This is a genomic window from Burkholderia cepacia, from assembly GCF_001039005.1.
Lineage (GTDB): Bacteria > Pseudomonadota > Gammaproteobacteria > Burkholderiales > Burkholderiaceae > Burkholderia > Burkholderia theae.
Genome location: NZ_LDWR01000020.1, coordinates 26,221 through 40,870, shown reverse-complemented (window position 1 = coordinate 40,870; position 14,650 = coordinate 26,221). Strand labels below are relative to the sequence as shown.

The window sequence follows — 14,650 nt, the reverse complement described above, 5'->3', positions numbered from 1 at the left end:
TCCCTATGTAAACAGACCCTAAAACCCCGGGTGCCACGGCGCCCTGCTGAAGAGACAGGAATCCATGCGCGTACTGCTCGTAGAGGACGATCCGCTGATCGGCAGCGGGCTCGAACAGGGCCTCAGACAGGAAGGCTTCGCGGTCGATTGGGTGAAGGACGGCGACGCCGCGTCGCTCGCGCTGCGCTCGACCGGCTACGGCCTGCTGTTGCTCGACCTCGGGCTGCCGAACCGCGACGGCCTGTCGGTGCTCGCCGCGCTGCGTCGCCGCGACGAAACCCTGCCCGCAATCATCATCACCGCGCGCGACGGCGTGCCGGACCGCATCGCAGGCCTCGACAGCGGCGCGGACGATTATCTCGTCAAGCCGTTCGAGCTCGACGAACTGCTGGCCCGCATCCGCGCGGTCAACCGCCGCCATGCGGGGCGCGCGCAGACCACGCTTTCGATCGGCCCGCTGCGGCTCGATCCCGTCAAGCACCTCGTATGGCTCGGCGACGACGAAGTGCCGCTGTCGCCGAAGGAGTTCGTGCTGCTGCACGAACTGATGCGCGAACCCGGCGCGGTGATTTCGCGCGAGCAGTTCGAGGAGCGGCTGTACAGCTGGGGCGAGGAAATCGAGAGCAACGCGGTGCAGGTGCATATCCACAACCTGCGCAAGAAGCTCGGCCACGACATGATCCGCACGGTGCGCGGCGTCGGCTACCGGATCGGTGACGGCGCATGACCGGCGTGCAACGCGCGATCGCGCGCTGGCGCAGCGCGTCGCTGCGGCGGCGCCTGCTGATGTGGCTGCTGCCGGCCGCGTGCGTGATCGGCCTGGTCGCGAGCGCGGGCACCTACTGGGGCGCGCTGCGCGAGCTCGACGACCTGCTTGACGACCAGATGCGCAGCATGTCGAAGCAGATCGTCGTCGGCCCGAACGGCGAGCTGTCGTTCAGCAACGACGCCAAAGGCAAACACGGCTTCGAAGCCAGCGATCCCGATGCGGTGCTGCTGCAGGTCTGGCGCAACGGCACGCTCGTGTATTCGACCGATCGCGAGTCGACCCTGCCGCCGCCCGAGCAGAAAGGCATCGCGAGCATCGACGTCGGCGGCCAGCCGTGGCGCACCTATGTGACCGAGCGCGGCGGCACGACGATCCGGCTCGCGCAAGCGCGGCATGCGCGCTGGGAAGCGATCGCGGCCATCGCCGTGCACCTGCTGTGGCCCGTGTTCTCGATGCTGCCGGTCCTGGCGATCGGCCTGTGGTTCGGCATCGGCGCGGGGCTGCGGCCGCTGCGCACGATCGCGTCCGGCCTCAAGCGCAGGAATGCGAACAATCTCGAACCGGTCGACGTCGCGTCGATGCCGAACGAGGTCCGACCGCTCGCCGAAGCGATCAACGACCTGCTCGCGCGGCTCGATCGTTCGTTCACGCTGCAGCGGCACTTCATCGCCGACGCCGCGCACGAGTTGCGCACGCCGATCATGGGGCTGTCGATCCAGTCGCAATTGCTGCGGCGCGCGACAAGCGCCGACGAGCGCGAGCGCATCCTCGCGCAGATCCACGCGGGCACGACGCGCCTCGGCCACCTCGCCGAGCAGTTGCTGACGCTCGCGCGCCTCGAACCCGATGCGCAAGCGGCCGCGTCCGCGTCCACGCCCATCGATCTCTCCGCGTTGTGCCGGTCGGTGGTCGCGGATCGCGCGCGCGTCGCCGATGCGCACCGGATCGATCTCGGCGCGATCGTCGCGTCGCCCGTGATGACCGCGGGCAATCCCGACACGCTGCGCGTGCTGCTGAACAACCTCGTCGACAACGCGATCCGCTATGCGGGCGATGGCGCGCGCGTCGACGTGTCCGCCCGCATCGACGGCACGACGCCCGTGCTCGAGGTCGCCGACGACGGCCCCGGAATCCCGGAAGCCGAACGCACGGACGTGTGGGAGCGCTTCTATCGCGGCGAGGGTGCGCAGGCCGTCACGTCGTCGGGGAGCGGGCTCGGGCTGTCGATCGTCAAGCGGATCGCCGAACAGCATCGCGCGACGGTCGCGCTCGGCACCACGCGCGGCGGGCACGGGCTGACTGTCACGGTGCGCTTTCCTGCACCAGTCTGATGCACGCGTGCCACGCCGCTTTTCCACAGATTATGTTGGCAAGCTTGTGGACAACCTTCCATTAACGGCATCAAGCCATTGATCGGAAAGGGTTTGTCGTCCGTGCGCGGCAAATGCGCCATGCCGCTGCAAATGCACGCATGCGCGCCGCCGCGATGACCTCGACTCAATTGTCTTCGACGATCCGCTCGACCCGCAGGCCGGTCGAGGTTTCGAGAATGCTCGCGTGCTGCTCCACCCTGCAATACATGAGGCCCTGCGGATAATCATCCGGCCTGGGGCGGGTCCGATCCTCCACATGAACGACGACGGTACCGCCGAGCGGATAGGCACTGACGTGTTCGCCCAGGTAATAGAGCTGGCCGTTCAACTGGTAATAGCCGTGCCCGAGGTACCAGAACGAATCGTTCCGGGTGGCGATCGGCTGGTGGCCGAGGTAGATCGTGTCGCCTTTCCTGACGATCGGGTAGAACAGCAAGCCGATGCGAAGTTCGACGATCGTGTAGTGATTGGCACGGATGTCGTCGACTACCTTGTCGCGGAGTGCGTCGCTCATGTGTTGTTCCGCGTCGCCGAAATACGCGGTCCGATAGTCGGGCGGCTGACAGGCGCGCGCGAACGGACTGCATGCGGACACAAGCGACAGAACGGCGATCGTCTTCCGGATCGTTCTCACTGATGCTCTCCAGGTTCCTTGTTGTCGGTCGGCAATCCGCTGCCATCGGTGCCATCGGTGCCGGATCGCGGCACAAGTTTACCTATCCGCCCTCGATCCACGACGTGCATCTTGGATTTGACAACTAGTTGTCCATTACGTAAAGTAGTTGTCAATTCATCCCGTGTCTCGAGTATGACGAAATCCGCGAAGTTGACCGCCGTCGCGTTATCCGTATTCCGGTTGAACGGCCTGCTGATCGAATGGGGCAACACCTTTGCCGGGCCGCACGGCTTGACCAGTGCGCGCTGGCAGGTGCTGGGCGCCATCTCGATGGCGCCGGAAGCCCCGAACATCCCGCAGATTGCCGACGCAATGGGGATCACGCGGCAAGCCGTGCTGAAACAGATCAACGTGCTGGTCGATGAAGGGCTGGTCCGGTCGCTGCCCAACCCGGCGCACAAGCGATCGCCGCTGTATGCACTGACGCCGCGCGGCGATGCGGCCTATCAGGCGGTGGTCGAGCAATGGCAACAGCACGTTCGCGACATCGCCGGCGAGTTCAGTTCCGCTGACCTGGATGCGACGCTTCGCGTCCTGTCGGCGATGTCCCGCGCGCATGGCCAGGAAGGCCACGCGTGATCGCTCGATTGACCCACGACCCACAGGAGTTCTCATGTCCCAGTTCAAACCGATGGATCCGAACTTTCCGATCCAGCAGCAGCTCGGCATCGCCGCGGAGCCGGTCGTCCTCGTCAACGTGTTCACGCTGGCGCCCGCAGACGAAGCGGACTTTCTGGCTATATGGAAGAACGACGCCGATTTCATGAAACGGCAGCCGGGATTCATCTCGACCCAGCTGCATCGCGCGCTCGGTGACAGCCCGACTTACCTGAACTACGCGATCTGGGAATCGACCGACGCGTTTCGCGCGGCGTTCACGCATCCCGAGTTCGTCGCAAAACTGTCGGCCTATCCGTCGTCGGCCGTCATCAGCCCTCACCTGTTCCAGAAAGTCGGCGTGGCCGGAATTTGCACCGCGTGAATTTGCCCCGCGTAAGCTCAAATGCAAACCCGGACTTCTCCACAGAAAATGTTGGCAAGCTTGTGGATATCCTGCGCACCGCAGCGCTAAACCCTTGATCCGATGGACTTTGGCACGCGTGATGCAGACGCGGCACGTGCGATGGCCATCGTTTGCGCCGCTTCGCCTCAGTTCGCATCACGACGCCACGGTGGCGCACAACACGATCGCCGCACGCGAGCCGCGCTACTTACCCACAGATTTTGTTGGCAAGCTTGTGGATATCCTGAGCACCGGGTCACCAAGTCCATGATTCAATGGGATTTTTCACGCGTGATGCGGCCATCGCGTATCAAAGGCTCCGAAGCCGGTGCGAGGCATGACGAACCGCAATTGGCACTGCCACAAGGCAGCTTAAAAATCACACCGTGTGATCTCTGGCATTCCCGATATGCAAATGCCACCCTACCCCCCGTCGTCCATCGGCATGTCCTCGGCCACCTCTCGCGAGACAACATGCCATTGACCGAACTCCACATCAAACAGCGCCGCGTCGGTCTCGCCCGTACCATTCGGCCAAGCTACCGCCGGCGCCAACCTGATCGCCCGTCTCGCCATCGTCTGTAACCTGGACAGGTTCCACGTCGTCCGCATCCATTCGCAAGTGTCACGCCAAGCAAACAGCCCGGCCTGCTCGTAAATTCGATCCAGCGTACCGAGTGCGGTCGCGTTCACATTGAACGTGATCGGCTCATGATCGCCGATCGGTTTCGTCAACGGCCCTCCGAACCTTCTGGGTGCGCCATCCTCACACAAGATCATCCGACCTTCCGCCACGCCCCACGCCAAGTGCAGCATTGCGAATAGTCCGCCCTCGGAATTCAAGAACAATCGGGGCGGGAGGCTACGAGCCTCCATTACGTGATACTGCAATCCCGGCTTGGCTCGGAGCATCCCTTCGATATGCGCATCGGCCAGCGACAGAAAACATACCAGGACACGGCCATTCCCCAATGCCTCTGTGACGTATTCAAACTGTCCCGGTTCAATTTCCACCGTCACCACATACGTAATCGGGTCCATGAAAAAGTACCCGACTTCATACTGCTTCCCATTCCATTCGTAATTCATACCTTTAGTGGTACAAAATGCCACTGGCCGGACTCCGAATTGAACAGCGCACACTGTTCGGCGCGGACCTTTCTCCACGGTATGACCGGCAATTCCATTTGGGCGGTCACGCGGTCCAGTTTTTCCTGGCTCCAGTCCGTGTCGCAGAACATTTCACGCCACGCAAATATCCCGGCGGCCTCGTACAACCTGGCAAACTCCGCAACCGCATACGCCGGCAGTTCCAGTCCGTCACGGTCACTAGCCCATCGCACCGTCATCGTGATGCGAGACAACTGGTTATCCCGGTTCAGGATCAGCCGCTTCTGGCTGGCCGCAAAGCCCATGTGCAGCGCGATGGCATAGCCATTTCCCGACCGGAACGGCTGGGTATCGAACCGCGAAGCGGGAACCGGCATGCACCGGAGACCACTCGCATTTTTCAAGAACAGGGCTTCCAGCATCGCATCGAAATAGGACAGAAAGCCACTCACTGCGTTAGCGTCCGGTTCCTTACGCTGAACGAGCAGGTTCCGGGTTACGTCCTCCTGCAATACCCATACCCTGGTGGATGTGAAACTCGACGGATTGAACTGCGCGGATTCAGTCATCATCGCACGCTCGAAATCAGGTGGCAGCCGCATGTGCCTCGATAACCGGCACGCGCAACCGGAACACCTTCGTCGGTGATCTCTTCATCGCCTTCCTCGATCACATTGGGGCGCACTTCAGGATGCTGCGGGCAGGTGATCCGATCACCTTTGCGAGCGACCGCAATGTCGCCATAGCTCATGGTTGGCGAGGCACTTACAACCTTGCCGCGGTGGTCTGTCTCATCGCCGAGACGGATAAGATCAATCATGGTTTGCTCGTTGACAGAAATGGATTCACGAGGTCAGCGGAACGGATCCAGCCGGTCTTGATGTGCCTCTTATCGTCATCTTCGATTAACATATCCGGGTTAACATAACGAATGTACGAATATTCACCTTTTCGCTTAATCACGACAACCACATCACCAGGAAAAAGATAGCCAATCCTATCGATCAAATCAAAATTTCTATAAATAGACGATCTGTTATTTAAAACGCCAATTCCCACACCATAAATTCTCCCAACCTCCGTATACGGAAGACCGCCATCACTCGGAAAAAATCCTGCCGCACTCTGACATCCAGCACGCGGCCTTTCGGTGTTTATCGTGATAGTTTTACTTTTTTTTGACAAAAAGCCACGAATAGAAGACGCGGGGTCAATTCGAGCATATTTGTACCTCTGATCACGATAATCGAGATCAAATGTTTCTATTGGAAAACCCCCACCCAAAACGCGAACGGATTTTTTTGTATAAAATAAAAATCTACAATAAAATAATTCATTATGAGCCGAATAATATCCGTATAATCTCCCCCCATCTGAAAAAGTAACAAACCGGGACTCATCGTATAGGGATATCTCCCCTGCAATTGCCCAATGCAGATGTAAAGACCCCACAACAGCGCAAAGGAGACGAAGAAGTTTATTTGAATTCATTGTAATATTTCTCCATCCGCGCCGGGTAGACCAGGGGATATCCCGCCCCGTTATAATTCCTTGCAAATTTCTCCCAGTTCTTTTTTTGAAGAGCACTCAAGGCTCCGACACTGACCTTTGTCATATAAGCCACAAATATCTCGAACTGCTCATCGACACCAATCATCGCTTTGTTTGCTAGCTCCATTGGACTTGAATATCCCATTCGATAGTAGAAAAAACCCATGACTTGGAATACCCCCCAGGAACACGCCATAATTGAAGCAGGTAGGTTTAAGTCCGCAGCTCTAGTCAGTCGCTCGTACTGATACATCACATCGCCATCCTCATGCCCCCATCCGCCATCACCCTCTTTTTTCTTACCGATTGAATAGCCACCCGCTTTCGGCAAACAAAGATCTGGAAACTGAGGAAATAAATTAATCATATTGGATAGATTTCGATCCTCCCAATGCGACTCATCTTGTATCGCTCGAAAAAAATAGTGCCGTTCATATCGAATTTTTGGCAATCCGTTTTGACAAAATGGAGCACCAGATGATTCCGTCGCCGCCACCGCTTTCAACGCAGCCACCTCAACTTTCAACTCGCCCGCAATTTCCCTAAATTTCAACTCAGAAATCTCAGTTGTTTTTGGATAATTAAGTCGAGAGCCCAATACATTAAATGCAACAGTTGTTGGTTTCTGTGTATCAACGACCTTATAGTGATGTTCAATTGTTTCTTTTATTTTCTTTTTATGAGTTTTCTTGTCCTCAACCATTTCCTTCTTGCGAGTTTGAAAATCCTTCTTCACTCGCCCTTGCTCAGTGACTTTCTGCGACCAACCAATGTACGGTCCAAATTCGCGAACCAGACGTTCTATGGTCATGATCTCGCCCTGCTGTACAACAGGTAAATCAAGGTTCTGCTCCAGTGCCTCCTTTGGCGTCATCCTCGTAGTTGCTTCGAGGTGATACTCGGGACTGACAATTGTGAAGGCACTGATACCCTTTTTCGGCATCACGGTCGCCTTCAACACGTATTCCCCACGCCGATTCTTCACTAGAACATCGATCGGCTGGTTACGTGCGGCGTTCTGGATTGTCATCGCGTAGCCATCCATGTCCGTCACTGCATCCATCTGGTTATTCACCATTGATGGAATTGAAATCTCTGCCGGAGCTGATGCACCGCCGGGAGCAGAAGCGGATTCCTGTGCTGCCACTGGAACTGCAGATGGCAGATCATCGCTGCCTGTTCCAAGTTTCCATGCAGGGGCTGGCGGTACGCCCGTACCAGCTTTGATTTGCACGGACAGTCCTTCAATCGGCTTTTGCAGGGCATCCCTGAACACGAAAGCTACTTCGACATAAGGCGATGGCGTCGCCTTACGAGGCGCCGGTTGAGGCTTACGAGACGAATGATTCGGTTGCGTCATCTGTTACCTTTGACAAGTCACTTTAAAAGAACGGGCTGATCTCAAGCCTGTTCTGAACCATCTTCAAGTTCGTGGTGGTCGTAAGCGTCTTCGGTGACGCACCAATCTCCGCCCCCAATCTCGCATCTGACCGTCGTTGGCTCCGCCGTGCTGACGGTCAGTGTTACGCCATCGGTCAACATGCCTTGTTGTTTGAGCGTGCCGTCCGGCAAATAGATACGATAGGGTTGGTTCACCACGGTCAGTCCATTCCCCAGGTTTTCAACAACCGTACTGACATCAAACTTCTGCGTGTAAAGCTCCGCGGGATTCTGCTCCAACGGCGCAACGGGCATGACCGGTAACGGGGAGCGCATGAACGACGCAGCCGGCTTCCCCCATTTCGGCGTCTTTTCGAGAATTGGTCCCGGCGAGCCGTTGATGATGCCGCTACCGTTGATCTGGATATACGAGCCGCCCGCGCCAATCCAGATTTCCTTTGATGCACTGAGAATGATCTTTCCGTCCGTGCTCGTAATGGTTAGATCCTTTAGCGCGGCCAGCGCCATCGCATCGCCCTGCGCTTGAATTTCGACTTTCCCTTTCCCCGCGAACAATCGGATGCCGAACTGCGCCGCAAACAACGAGACTGCACCACGCACCGCCGCAATCAGAGAACGGCCGCCCGAAATGCTGATATCCCTACCAGCGGTTACGGCATGATCCCGCTCGCTCACCAAGTGGACGCTTTCGGTTGCCGTCACGGCGAAGCCCGCCGCGCTCGCGATCGCCAGATCGGCCCGAGTCATTTCGGGGAACCGGTTGTCGTCTGTGCCAGCGCTGCCGCTCAGCGCGTCGTTTTGCGCCTTCATTGCTGCCGTTGCGTCGCTCTGTCTCACGTCCGAATCCTGGGCGCGGTGGCGCTGCGCAAGTTGCGACAGATCCTCATGCTGCTGGCGAGCCTGTGTAAGACGCTGCACCGTCTCACCCATCTCCTTGACGGGTGCCGTCGCCCCCGCGCGCGTCTCGGTCGTTATCAGCATGCCGCGATTAGCGCGCAGCACGCCCCACGCATCGGTTGCCAGTTCCCAGCCGATGCCGCGCGCTTCCTTGCGTCCCGCGTTGCCGTCGATACGTGTGTTGTAGCCGAGCACCAGGCGCGACTGCGCATGGTCGCTCGACACTTGCACCTGCAATTTGCCCGGCGTGTCGTCCGTTACGATCTGGTTCGCCTGCATACCTTCCAGATCGCGCGAGCGTATGCCTGACAGCGCCTGATTGTCCGGCAGCACCCACGGCGGTTGGTTGAACTGATTCACCATCCGCGACGACACATACGGTCTGTCCGGATTTCCGTCGTGATAGCTGACCTCGACCTCCTGTCCGATGCGCGGCAGGTAAATGGTCCCGAATCCGCTGCCCTGCCACGGCGAGGCCACCCGCACCCAGCAACTTGAATTCTCGTTGCGTTTGCCGTGGCGATCCCAAATGAACTGCACCTTCACCCGCGCATAGCCGTCCACCCACATCGCCTGTTTTTCCGGGCCAACCACAACCGCCGTCTCCGGGCTACATCGTGGTTTTTCTCTTGGCCGGTTGCGAAAGAACACATTGGCCGGTTGCAGCACGAAATCCGTCACGCACCGGTAGCGCGCTTGGCCGCCCGCTAGCTGACTGGTCTCATCCACGTTGCGGATATCAAGCGTGGTCGCAATCACCAGATACTCGGCGTTGACCTGCCGGTCGTGATGCCCTTTGAGATGGAACGTATGGCCAGTCGCCAGTCCCCGCAGGTTGCCGCGGCCTTTCGCCCGCAGGCGGCGGCAACGCAGCGCATCAACCCGCACACGCGCGAGATGTCCGCCCTCGCCCTGCCATTCGTTCGGCGTGCCCGCCAGCCCTCCTTTGCCCGCCAACGGTTGCGAATAGTTGCCCCAGCCATAGTGCTCGGCATTGGCGAACGGCTCGTCACGGCCGTCATCTTTCGTCACACGCAGATCAGCAAGCGACTGCGTCGAATCGTAATCCGTGAGGCTCACCACGCCCGCCGTCAGCGCACGGGAGACTTTCAGCGTGTGAATGTGCTCCTCATCGATGCGCGCACTGTCCGGCGCATGCCAGGTAATCGTGTCGTACATGTTGCCGTGCGGCTGGTGCGAACCCGGCGAGTCGCACAGCACCAGCGTGGCGCCTTCCATGAAGAAATACAGGCCCCATTCGCGCCACAGCCGCGTGAGGAAGTCGTAATCGCTCTCCCAGAACTGCCGCACGTAATCACGCTTCGGATAGACGCCACGCAGTCCAGGTGCCGCCAACCTCAATTCAAAAGTGAACGGATAGCGCCGGTCCGTCAGGACCGTTTCGGTGATCTCGACTACGCTCTGATTCTGGAAAATCCGGTTCTCGCGGTTGCGCGTGGCCAACCACAGCCACGGACGCACGGTGAACTGGTAGAACGCATGGCGGTCGTTCGAGCCGGTGCCGTGCACGGCGGTGATCAGGCCGATGATCGTGCGTGTGCCCGCGCCAACGTTGCCCAGGCCGCTGCCGCCTGGTAGTCCCGCGATGAACTCTCCCTTACCGTCAAATTCAAACGAGACGGCAATTTCGGTGCCAACCAGTTTGTCGGGCTGCACCAGCACCCGTGCCTCGTAAACGGGCAACGTCGGATCATCGGCGGTGGTCAGTTCCAGCGTGTACCTGTACAGCCTGCCAAACTTCTCGGTACCGGTCACACGAGAAGGCACGAGGACAGGCCTGCCGCCCCAGGAGGGCAGCGCCTCGCCGGAAACGGCAAGCGTGCGGGATTGCTGCGGATTGAACATGGCGAATGGAGAACGAATGATTCAGGACGGGTCACCGTAAGCCGGCGGCTGGAACGGCATCGACATCGGGCTGTCGACGCTAAGCACGTGGTGTTCACGACGCGTGAGCGGCGGCGGCAGATCTGGCGAACGGCGTGCCTCGGCCCCGAGGTATTCGGGCGGCGCGAACAAACGCAGAATTTCCGGCACTGGCTTGTCTGAGATGAGATCGAGGTTCTCGTGCGGTCCCAACAGATCAAAGGCCGCATCGACGCCCATCCTGCCGCCCAGCCACTCTTCCATCGACCCAGTGTCGCTCTGCACCGGCTCCGGTTCGGCATCCTGTGGCAGCATCAAATCGCTTGCCTCTTCGCGCGATGGCCAAACGTCTGTCGCGAGCACCACCGACGGATCGATGAGCGCCTGCCAATACTGTCGCTGCAGCGAATCAATGAGATCGCCAACGGCTGATGGGATGCTGCTACCTTCGGCCTGAAACCAACTTCTGTCGTATGCCAAAGGTGAACCGATCAGACCGAACACGGCATTGTTGTCGTGTAGATTCTGCTGATCATCGTCGTCGTTCATTTCTTTGAGACAAGTTTCGGAGAATTCACACTTTTTATTGGATTCCCTTCCGCCCGTCTATTGGACAAGTTCCAAAGTCGTCGATAGATGTTATCGAACAGGAAACTTGCATGACGCATGAAAACACGCGGCGCTTCTAACTCCGTCATCTCCAGTCACTTGTGGTCAAGACCAGATCTGTTATTACTCCACATATACTTCGGAGTTCTTGACTCATATAGGAATCAGGCAGCAGTCCGTTACTTGGGTATCGCATCGTAAGATGCACGCTCCGCGCGTATTACTGGACAACTTTGCAAATTGTCAATAACGTGATCTGTTATGTACGAGCGGCCACGACCTCACCGTCACGGTGCGCTTCGATTCACCAGCCTGGGTGCCGGTGCGAAGGGCGATTTGTCCACAGATTTTGTTGGCAAGCTTGTGGATATCCTGCGCAAGCGTGCGCTAACTCGTTGATCGGCCAATGGTTCGAGCTTCGCGTCACCATTGCGGCAACGTGCGGCTCGAACATGCGCGAATACGGACGATCCGGTGCCACGGCAACGCACCGCCCGCGCCTTGACGCCCGAGCATGCCAAGCGTCAAGATCACGCGAGCCGCACGCGGCCGCGCATCGTCGGCTTCGCGCGTCGACACACCGTGCCGGCTGTTCCGCCGACGCCGCACCACGACACATCACTCCGAGGAAGGCCATGGAACACTTCACCGCGTGGCAGTTGCTCGTTTCGCTCGTGCTCGTCGCCGTCGTCGTCTATCCGTATGTCCGCATCGTCCGGCGCACCGGGCATTCGGGCTGGTGGATCCTGACGATGTTCGTCCCCATCCTGAACTTCGTGATGTTGTGGGTGTTCGCGTTCGCGCGCTGGCCCACCGTCGACGATCGGCACGGCTGAATACCGCGCCGGGGGACCGACAAGCTTGTCCACAGATTGTGTTGGCAAGCATGTGGATAGCCTGCGCATACCGCGACCAAGCGCTTGATCCGAAAGACTTTGTCCGCGCCGCTTCGAATGCGGCACGCGGCCGGTAAATCGCCGTTCGCAGCCCGTCTCGTCGCGTGACGGGCCGGCCGACCGGCTTGTCCACAGATTTTGTTGGCAAGCATGTGGATAGCTTGCGCATACCGCAGCCAAGCGCTTGATCCGAAAGACTTTGTCCGCGCCGCTTCAAACGCGGCACGGCGGCCCGCGGCGCGCCGAACGCGGCCGCTCGCCGACTTGTCCACAATTTTTGTTGGCAAGCATGTGGATATCCTGAGCATGCGCGACCTAAGTCGTTGATCACACAACGTTTGGCCGCGCGGGTCACGACTGCGGCACGGCGTGCTGGCGGATCCCGTCGCGCACGCTGCGCCGCCCTGCTCAACCGAACGTCGCGACCGCGATGCGTGTGGCCGCCGCGATCACGTCCTCCTTCGCCCGCGCATCGGCACGCGTCTGCGTGTAGTACACGGTCAGCACGATCGGCGCACGCGACGGCGGCCACACGACGCCCGCGTCGTTCGTCGTCCCGTAGTCGCCGGTGCCCGTCTTGTCGCCGACCGTCCAACCGGCCGGCACGCCCGCGCGGATCCGCTTGTCGCCGACCTTGTTGCCGCGCAGCCAGGCAACGAGCTGCGCACGCTGCGCGGCCGGCAGCGCGTCGCCGAGCGTCAGCACGCGCAGGCTCGCGGCCATCGCGGCGGGCGTCGTCGTGTCGCGCAGGTCGCCCGGCAGTGCGGTATTCAGTTCAGTCTCCCATCGATCGAGCCGGAACGCGTCGTCGCCGATCGAGCGCGCGTACGCGGTCACGGCCGACGGGCCGCCGAGCAGCTTCATCAGCAGGTTCGCGGCCGAGTTGTCGCTGTACTGGATCGCGGCCGCGCACAGATCGGCCACCGTCATGCCCGTGTCCACATGCTTCTCCGACACCGGCGAATACTTGACGAGGTCGGCCTTCCCGTACGTCACGCGTTGTTGCAGCAATCCCGGACGCTCGACGCTCTGCGCGAGCACCGCCGCACTCAGCATCGCCTTGAACGTACTGCAGAACGGGAAGCGCTCGTCCGCGCGATACAGCGCGCGCCGGCCGCTCGCGGTGTCGATCGCGCACACGCCGAGGCGGCCGCCGGCGGCACGCTCGAGCGCATCGAACGACGTCGTGGACGAAACGTCCGGCGCGCCGGCCCGCGGCGACGCACACGCGGTGACGGTAAGGACGAGCGGCGCCGTCGCGGCGGCCAGCAACAGGGTTCGGCGTTGCGATGAGTAGGTCATGTCATGTGTCTCGTGGTGGAATGGATGCGGAACGAAGGCAAAACGCTGAAGCAGGACGGCGGCCGCCGAGACAGCACTATCGGGACTTTACGGTTGCCTGACAAGCAACGATAATTGAGCGCTGACCAAAGAAAATCTTATGATGAAGCTCCGCCCGCATCTTCCACTCAATGCGTTGCGCGCGTTCGAATCGTCGGCGCGCCATCTGAACTTCACGCGCGCGGGCCTTGAGCTGAGCGTGACCCAGGCCGCGGTCAGCCAGCAGGTGCGCTCGCTCGAGGAGCGGCTCGGCTGCACACTGTTCACGCGGCTGCCGCGCGGCCTCGGGCTCACCGACGAGGGGCGCGCGCTGCTGCCGGTGCTGAGCGACGCGTTCAGCCGTATCGAGACGGTGCTCAAGCAGTTCGACGGCGGGCGTTTCCGCGAGGTGCTGACGCTCGGTGTCGTCGGCACCTTTGCCCTAGGCTGGCTAATGCCCCGTTTGAAGCAGTTCGGCGATACGCATCCGTTCGTCGAGCTGCGACTGCGGACCAACAACAACGTCGTCGATCTTGCCGCCGAAGGCCTCGACTTCGCGATCCGGTTCGGCGAAGGCAACTGGCCGGCGACGCGCAACGAGCGCCTGCTCGACGCGCCGCTCACCGCGCTGTGCGCGCCGGAGATCGCGCGGCGCCTCGCGCAACCGGCCGATCTCGCGAATGAAACGCTGCTGCGCTCGTACCGCACCGACGAATGGCTCGGCTGGTTCGAGGCCGCGCAGCTCGAACCGTGGACGGTCAACGGGCCCGTGTTCGATTCGTCGCGGCTGATGGTCGAGGCCGCGATGCAGGGCGCGGGCGTCGCGCTCGCGCCGGCCTGCATGTTCTCGCGCGAACTGCAGCTCGGCCTGCTCGCGCGACCGCTCGACATCGACGTACGCGCCGGCGGCTACTGGCTCACGTCGCTGAAGTCGAAGCCGCTCACGCCCGCGATGACACTCTTTCGTGACTGGATCGTGACCGAGGCGGCCGACACGGCGCCGGTCGAGTGACGCGCGCCGCGCTGTTGTCCACAGAAAGTGTTGGCAAGGATGTGGATATCCTGGGTACCCGGGGCCTAACTCGTTGATCGCGCACGAATTAACGTGCCGACGCACACATCGGGCAGCCCGTGTGCACGGGCTTCGCGCGGCGGTCGCCG

At 60.3% G+C, this 14,650-nt stretch carries 15 protein-coding genes; 6 read left to right on the top strand and 9 right to left on the bottom strand.

Translation table 11 applies throughout. The features are described from left to right. Nucleotides 1-64: 64 nt before the first annotated feature. Nucleotides 65-727 (top strand): response regulator, encoded by a 663-nt coding sequence (locus VL15_RS12360; protein ID WP_048245806.1) that lies wholly within the window; start codon nucleotides 65-67, stop codon nucleotides 725-727. Further along, nucleotides 724-2,100, top strand: a complete 1,377-nt coding sequence (locus tag VL15_RS12355) for an ATP-binding protein (RefSeq protein ID WP_048245805.1) — start codon at nucleotides 724-726, stop codon at nucleotides 2,098-2,100. The genes VL15_RS12360 and VL15_RS12355 overlap by 4 nt, the downstream gene beginning before the upstream one ends. Nucleotides 2,101-2,266: 166 nt before the next feature. Here VL15_RS12355 and VL15_RS12350 read toward each other — a convergent pair whose 3' ends face one another. Next, nucleotides 2,267-2,656, bottom strand: a complete 390-nt coding sequence (locus VL15_RS12350) for a hypothetical protein (protein WP_155420195.1) — start codon at nucleotides 2,654-2,656, stop codon at nucleotides 2,267-2,269. Nucleotides 2,657-2,950: 294 nt separating this feature from the next. On the opposite strand from VL15_RS12350, the gene VL15_RS12345 reads away from it, so the two are divergent. Together VL15_RS12345 and VL15_RS12340 are read left to right on the top strand one after the other, a co-directional pair. After that, nucleotides 2,951-3,397: a MarR family winged helix-turn-helix transcriptional regulator gene (locus VL15_RS12345; RefSeq protein WP_048245803.1), complete on the top strand. Its 447-nt coding sequence runs from the start codon at nucleotides 2,951-2,953 to the stop codon at nucleotides 3,395-3,397. A 34-nt stretch (nucleotides 3,398-3,431) separates the two neighbouring features. After that, nucleotides 3,432-3,800 (top strand): antibiotic biosynthesis monooxygenase family protein, encoded by a 369-nt coding sequence (locus tag VL15_RS12340; RefSeq protein WP_048245802.1) that lies wholly within the window; start codon nucleotides 3,432-3,434, stop codon nucleotides 3,798-3,800. Between the two features lie 444 nt (nucleotides 3,801-4,244). Here VL15_RS12340 and VL15_RS12335 read toward each other — a convergent pair whose 3' ends face one another. From VL15_RS12335 to VL15_RS12310, 7 genes are read right to left on the bottom strand one after another with little or no spacing between them, the layout of a single operon-like run. Continuing rightward, entirely contained in the window at nucleotides 4,245-4,910 is a 666-nt protein-coding gene (locus VL15_RS12335) for a hypothetical protein (RefSeq protein ID WP_048245801.1), read from the bottom strand. Next, nucleotides 4,907-5,503: a hypothetical protein gene (locus VL15_RS12330; RefSeq protein WP_048245800.1), complete on the bottom strand. Its 597-nt coding sequence runs from the start codon at nucleotides 5,501-5,503 to the stop codon at nucleotides 4,907-4,909. The genes VL15_RS12335 and VL15_RS12330 overlap by 4 nt, the downstream gene beginning before the upstream one ends. Then, nucleotides 5,500-5,751 carry a PAAR domain-containing protein gene (locus VL15_RS39940; RefSeq protein WP_080970806.1) on the bottom strand — a complete coding sequence of 84 codons (252 nt, stop codon included), beginning with the start codon at nucleotides 5,749-5,751 and terminating at the stop codon, nucleotides 5,500-5,502. Before VL15_RS39940 ends, VL15_RS12330 begins: the two co-directional genes overlap by 4 nt. Next, nucleotides 5,748-6,422 carry a hypothetical protein gene (locus VL15_RS41915; protein WP_155420194.1) on the bottom strand — a complete coding sequence of 225 codons (675 nt, stop codon included), beginning with the start codon at nucleotides 6,420-6,422 and terminating at the stop codon, nucleotides 5,748-5,750. Before VL15_RS41915 ends, VL15_RS39940 begins: the two co-directional genes overlap by 4 nt. Continuing rightward, nucleotides 6,409-7,842, bottom strand: a complete 1,434-nt coding sequence (locus VL15_RS12320; RefSeq protein ID WP_230684435.1) for an N-acetylmuramidase domain-containing protein — start codon at nucleotides 7,840-7,842, stop codon at nucleotides 6,409-6,411. Before VL15_RS12320 ends, VL15_RS41915 begins: the two co-directional genes overlap by 14 nt. A gap of 41 nt (nucleotides 7,843-7,883) precedes the next feature. Beyond that, nucleotides 7,884-10,646, bottom strand: coding sequence for a type VI secretion system Vgr family protein (locus tag VL15_RS12315; RefSeq protein WP_048245798.1), 2,763 nt, complete (start codon nucleotides 10,644-10,646; stop codon nucleotides 7,884-7,886). Between the two features lie 21 nt (nucleotides 10,647-10,667). Continuing rightward, nucleotides 10,668-11,213, bottom strand: a complete 546-nt coding sequence (locus tag VL15_RS12310; protein WP_053077629.1) for a TagK domain-containing protein — start codon at nucleotides 11,211-11,213, stop codon at nucleotides 10,668-10,670. Between the two features lie 695 nt (nucleotides 11,214-11,908). On the opposite strand from VL15_RS12310, the gene VL15_RS12305 reads away from it, so the two are divergent. Next, nucleotides 11,909-12,109 (top strand): membrane protein, encoded by a 201-nt coding sequence (locus VL15_RS12305; protein ID WP_048245797.1) that lies wholly within the window; start codon nucleotides 11,909-11,911, stop codon nucleotides 12,107-12,109. 468 nt (nucleotides 12,110-12,577) lie between these two features. On the opposite strand, the gene blaPEN-bcc is transcribed toward VL15_RS12305, so the two are convergent. Next, on the bottom strand, nucleotides 12,578-13,471 hold the full coding sequence (blaPEN-bcc, locus tag VL15_RS12300) for a PEN family class A beta-lactamase, Bcc-type (RefSeq protein ID WP_048245795.1): 894 nt from the start codon (nucleotides 13,469-13,471) through the stop codon (nucleotides 12,578-12,580). A gap of 139 nt (nucleotides 13,472-13,610) precedes the next feature. On the opposite strand from blaPEN-bcc, the gene penR reads away from it, so the two are divergent. Further along, nucleotides 13,611-14,501: a beta-lactamase transcriptional regulator PenR gene (gene penR / locus VL15_RS12295; RefSeq protein ID WP_048245794.1), complete on the top strand. Its 891-nt coding sequence runs from the start codon at nucleotides 13,611-13,613 to the stop codon at nucleotides 14,499-14,501. Nucleotides 14,502-14,650: the final 149 nt, after the last annotated feature.

Coding starts and splice junctions, on each gene's coding strand:
- VL15_RS12360 (WP_048245806.1), top strand. CDS start 65: ATGCGCGTACTGCTCGTAGAGGACGATCCGCTGATCGGCAGCGGGCTC.
- VL15_RS12355 (WP_048245805.1), top strand. CDS start 724: ATGACCGGCGTGCAACGCGCGATCGCGCGCTGGCGCAGCGCGTCGCTG.
- VL15_RS12350 (WP_155420195.1), bottom strand. CDS start 2,656: ATGAGCGACGCACTCCGCGACAAGGTAGTCGACGACATCCGTGCCAAT.
- VL15_RS12345 (WP_048245803.1), top strand. CDS start 2,951: ATGACGAAATCCGCGAAGTTGACCGCCGTCGCGTTATCCGTATTCCGG.
- VL15_RS12340 (WP_048245802.1), top strand. CDS start 3,432: ATGTCCCAGTTCAAACCGATGGATCCGAACTTTCCGATCCAGCAGCAG.
- VL15_RS12335 (WP_048245801.1), bottom strand. CDS start 4,910: ATGAATTACGAATGGAATGGGAAGCAGTATGAAGTCGGGTACTTTTTC.
- VL15_RS12330 (WP_048245800.1), bottom strand. CDS start 5,503: ATGATGACTGAATCCGCGCAGTTCAATCCGTCGAGTTTCACATCCACC.
- VL15_RS39940 (WP_080970806.1), bottom strand. CDS start 5,751: ATGATTGATCTTATCCGTCTCGGCGATGAGACAGACCACCGCGGCAAG.
- VL15_RS41915 (WP_155420194.1), bottom strand. CDS start 6,422: ATGAATTCAAATAAACTTCTTCGTCTCCTTTGCGCTGTTGTGGGGTCT.
- VL15_RS12320 (WP_230684435.1), bottom strand. CDS start 7,842: ATGACGCAACCGAATCATTCGTCTCGTAAGCCTCAACCGGCGCCTCGT.
- VL15_RS12315 (WP_048245798.1), bottom strand. CDS start 10,646: ATGTTCAATCCGCAGCAATCCCGCACGCTTGCCGTTTCCGGCGAGGCG.
- VL15_RS12310 (WP_053077629.1), bottom strand. CDS start 11,213: ATGAACGACGACGATGATCAGCAGAATCTACACGACAACAATGCCGTG.
- VL15_RS12305 (WP_048245797.1), top strand. CDS start 11,909: ATGGAACACTTCACCGCGTGGCAGTTGCTCGTTTCGCTCGTGCTCGTC.
- blaPEN-bcc (WP_048245795.1), bottom strand. CDS start 13,471: ATGACCTACTCATCGCAACGCCGAACCCTGTTGCTGGCCGCCGCGACG.
- penR (WP_048245794.1), top strand. CDS start 13,611: ATGATGAAGCTCCGCCCGCATCTTCCACTCAATGCGTTGCGCGCGTTC.